We start from the raw sequence: 4256 nt of genomic DNA on the forward strand, positions 1-4256 counted from the left end.
ACGTCCGGTTAAACACAAGTCAATTGCGAACGAAGTGAAGCAATCGCAGACCTTGTGATTGCTTCGCTCCACTTCGTTGCACTCGCAATGACATATCATAAGCAATTTGCCGGACATGATATAACTTATAGAATTCGAGTGAAGAGATTCCCAAAGAAGACTTGTAGATTCAGTTGATATATGCAGTTACCAGTTAATGAATTGTCCCTCTCAATGATTCAGCATCAACGGGTTTGATTAGGTAAGTCTGCAATAGATGCCCAACAATGGAGGCGATCAAGGGTAATTTTTGGCAGAATTTGACAACTGGTGAGCGATTGCTGTTGTTAATCTCTGCTAGTTTCAAATTAAGGTTAGAACACTTTTCCAACCGTCGGAAGAACTCTGGATGATTTGTATTCAAAATCAGGGGAAATGCCCGTGCAGCAGTGTTATTCGTCTCTTGAATGACTCTGGTATTATATTCGTGCGGATCTATCCCAATGGATTGATAAAACGTCGCACGTTCAAATACTGTCAATGTGTGAGTAGCAAAAACACTCAGCAAAAAGAAACGCACCCATAATCTAGCTCTCCACTTATTCCATAGTTAAAGATGCGATCACAGTAGCGCTATAAAGAAATCTCCGTGACGATTTTCATCCTGACACCAACTTTCAAACTTACGGAATAGGGGATAAATTTGGTGTTCTGGATGTTTTTCCATGTGGCGATACACCAAGATGTAGCGCCAGTAGCCAATTTTCTCAGACAGGTAGACTGTGTAAATAATCCACTCTGGTGGAAAGAAGGTATAAGTGCGATTTTTGGTTAAATAACTTAAGTCGAGGGAAAGATTAAAATCTGCCATTGACTTATTTAAAAATCCCGCATGGCGTGCTTCATCCCGTGCCATAAAATTAAAAGCATCCGCCAAAATAGGATTGCGGTTTTTCAGACGGCGTGATAACTCTTTAAACAGCAGAAACCCAGAAAACTCTGAAGTGCAGGAACGTTCCAAAAAGTCAATAAAAGCGACGCGCGTTTCTCCATCAATGTGATCCCAACACTGCTGAAATTCTTCATCACGGACAAAGTGATGACGGTTATAGTCAGCTCGTAACTCCTCTACAATTGCCAGTAACTCCGCTTCCTGAGACGAAATATCCAACTGCGCCGCAGCTTCAAAGTCAGTAGTATAAAAGCGAGGTGTTAATAATGTTTCTTGGACAGGCGCTTTTACACCTGGTTTTAGCAACTCATGTTCGGGAGCCAGCGCGGTCTTGGGGGTTTCCCCCATGAGCGACTGGCGTTGGGTTTCCAGAGACTTAACCATAAGAATCCTTTGATTATTTCATCCTTTAAAAGTTATATAAGCATGAATAGTTGTTTGTAGACATCAGTTAAATTATTGAGAGTAAATTGTGAGAAATAAACTTATTACCCATTGTTTCAGGAGAGTTTAAATGCCTATTCCACAATCAGTTTTGTTACTACTCAAGTGGCATGTGCCTCAATACTGCGTAGGTTTTGTCTAAAAAGCACTCCGGGGTAGGTTGGGTAACGCATTGCCTTAACCGAGCAGTATTGGGAGTAGTCCTTAAAGAGGGGTAATAGCAATATCTTTATGAAATCGTGCAACGTAATGGTTTTGGGGTTGATGGCTCCGGTTTTGGCTAGGGCTTGCCCTGCGGCTATCATTCGGCCTATAACAATGGCTCCGGCGACGACTGCGACGAAGCCTGCGGCGAAGGCAAAGGGGACAGCGATGGCGAAAGCATCATTTATTCCTTTGCGAATTATTCTTGCAAAGAAAACGATTAGTACAATCAAGACAACCAAACTTAAAATCGAAGCCACAATCCAGTCTTGTAAATCACTAAGATTGTTAAATGAAAATACCACTAAATTACCAGCAAAAGCTGAGAAAAACCCCGATATTCCCGACAACAGCCACGAGACAAGGACTAGTAAAATTGCCCAACGGCGTTGTAGTCCAGCTTTGACATGGCTGAAGTTTGCCCCTGTTAAATTAGCGTTGGTGAAGTTTGCCCCTCGGATGTCGGCATAGCTAAAGTTTGCACCCGCAAGGTCTTTCCTACCTTTGAAGTTGCGTCCTCGGAGATTTTGACCAGAGAAGTCTAAAGCCATGTTCCATGTTCCACTTTACGGAGGTGAGCAAATTTTACTACACACTCACCCCTGTACATTCAGGAATGGTTAGATATATTTGTTAATTGAGCCTCAGAAGGTCAACGTCGAGCCTCAGAAGGTCAACATTGAGCCTCAGAAGGTCAACGTCGAGCCTCAGAAGGTCAACGTCGAGCCTCAGAAGGTCAACATCGAGCCTCAGAAGGTCAACATCGAGCCTCAGAAGGTCAACGTCGAGCTTCAGAAGGTCAACGTCGAGCCTCAGAAGGTCAACATCGAGCCTCAGAAGGTCAACTTTGAGGTTCAAAGGGTCATTCTTGAACTACAGTCACTGATTACCAGTGTTCCACGTGTTGGTGGCTGTGTTGACGCCAATCTACCCATTAGCAGTTTAGATAAGTTACCACCATCTCATATTGCACGACGCAATTTTACAGCAGTTTTCATGTATTTGAACCACATCTGTTGTAGGGGTTTAGCATTGCTAAACCCCTACCGCGTGGTCTATTTACCTGAAAATAGCTGTAATCAGAAAATAATTGTCATTGCGTTCGCGTAGCGTCTCGTAGAGAGGAGGAACGACGAAGCAATCGCATAGACTCGCTCTGAGTTGGAGGATTTTGTGATTGCAACTCTAAGAGACGCACTCGCGTTCGCAACGCTTGCAATGACATGCAAAAAAGTGGGATGCTCCCTCAACCCTCTTTCCTCCAGCATAGCTGCCTCATCCCAACGATAAATATTCACGCCGACCTACTTACGAATTAGTAATTATCTCAATACCTCCACTTCTTCAGGAACCTTCATTTGGTCGAGAATTCCCCAAATTTCTTGTAACATCGGCTCTAACCCGGTGCGGGTAACTGCTGAAATCACAAAAACCGGCGCGTATGAGAGATGATTAAGTTGGGTGGCTAACGCCTCCAAATCGACAGTTTCCCGATCAACTGCATCAATTTTGTTCAGCGCCAAAATTTGCGGACGTTCTGCTAAACCCCGTCCATAAGCTTGTAATTCTTCCTTAATTATGTTAAAGTCCCTAACTACATCATCGCTAGTGGCATCAATCAAGTGAAGTAGCACTCGCGTGCGCTCGATGTGACGTAAGAAATCGTGTCCCAACCCTGCACCGTGAGCCGCTCCTTCAATGAGTCCGGGAATGTCGGCGAAAACAGTACCATCGCCAGTAGGTTTTTGCACTACACCCAAATTTGGGATGAGAGTAGTGAAGGGGTAGTCTGCGATTTTTGGACGTGCTGCTGATAAAGATGAAATTAGAGTGGATTTACCAGCATTTGGTAAGCCAATAATCCCCACTTCTGCCAAAAGTTTCAATTCTAGGCGCAGCTGCTTTATTTCTCCTGGTAATCCTGGGAGGGCGTATTCTGGGGCGCGGTTACGGTTACTCAAGAAATGCTGATTTCCGAGTCCGCCTTTACCACCTTGGGCAATCAGTAAAGTTTGCTTAGGCTCAATTAAATCCCCCAACAATTCGCCAGTTTCAGCATCATAAATGGTTGTACCACAGGGAACTTCAATAATTAAATCCTTTCCTGCTGCTCCAGTGCAGTTATTTGGCCCACCACGAGTGCCTTTTTCTGCCTGAAAGCGATGGTTATATCTGAAGTCCAGCAAGGTTTGCAGGTTTTCGTCGGCAACGAAAAATACCGAACCGCCTCTTCCCCCATTACCACCAGAGGGGCCACCAGTCGGCACGTATTTCTCCCGCCGGAAGGCGACAATACCATCGCCGCCCTTACCAGCTTCAACTTCAATTTTTGCTTGGTCGATAAATTGCATAGTTAGTCATTAGTCATTAGTCATTAGTCATTAGTCATTAGTCATTGGTCATTGGTCATCTGGAACATTGCCAATTGATTTTAGGTAGGCGTTTAATTGAGGTGCTAGCTCATTAATGATTAGCTTGAGTGCATTTACCTGTTGATCTGTTAACAGATTACGGCTATATGCTCGTCTTAGCCAGTGTTGAGTTTCATACAAAGACCCTCTTGCTATTCTGACAAATCGTCGATTATCCTGATAACTCCCTCGCCCTACTCATAAAGCTATGTTGGCACCAATACTATCGGCTGAGGGCCGATTTCTACATTGGCGCAGAGAATACC

Annotated in this window: 3 protein-coding genes and 2 pseudogenes; all 5 read right to left on the bottom strand. The window is 44.2% G+C overall.

What is annotated here, in order from left to right; all coding sequences use genetic code 11:
• Window positions 1–193: 193 nt before the first annotated feature.
• Window positions 194–1279: pseudogene (gene acsF, locus LC574_RS28905) on the bottom strand (magnesium-protoporphyrin IX monomethyl ester (oxidative) cyclase).
• A gap of 197 nt (window positions 1280–1476) precedes the next feature.
• The gene (locus LC574_RS28910; protein ID WP_229457076.1) at window positions 1477–2130 is read right to left on the bottom strand and encodes a pentapeptide repeat-containing protein; all 654 of its coding nucleotides are present in this window, start codon (window positions 2128–2130) and stop codon (window positions 1477–1479) included.
• Window positions 2131–2212: 82 nt separating this feature from the next.
• Entirely contained in the window at window positions 2213–2437 is a 225-nt protein-coding gene (locus LC574_RS28915; protein WP_229457077.1) for a hypothetical protein, read from the bottom strand.
• 464 nt (window positions 2438–2901) lie between these two features.
• Complete coding sequence (gene obgE / locus LC574_RS28920) at window positions 2902–3930, bottom strand: GTPase ObgE (RefSeq protein WP_229457078.1); 1029 nt, start codon at window positions 3928–3930, stop codon at window positions 2902–2904.
• Window positions 3931–3978: 48 nt separating this feature from the next.
• Window positions 3979–4256: pseudogene (locus tag LC574_RS28925) on the bottom strand (four helix bundle protein); the annotation flags it as partial.

It is taken from the genome of Nostoc sp. CHAB 5715, assembly GCF_020829685.1.
Lineage (GTDB): Bacteria > Cyanobacteriota > Cyanobacteriia > Cyanobacteriales > Nostocaceae > Nostoc.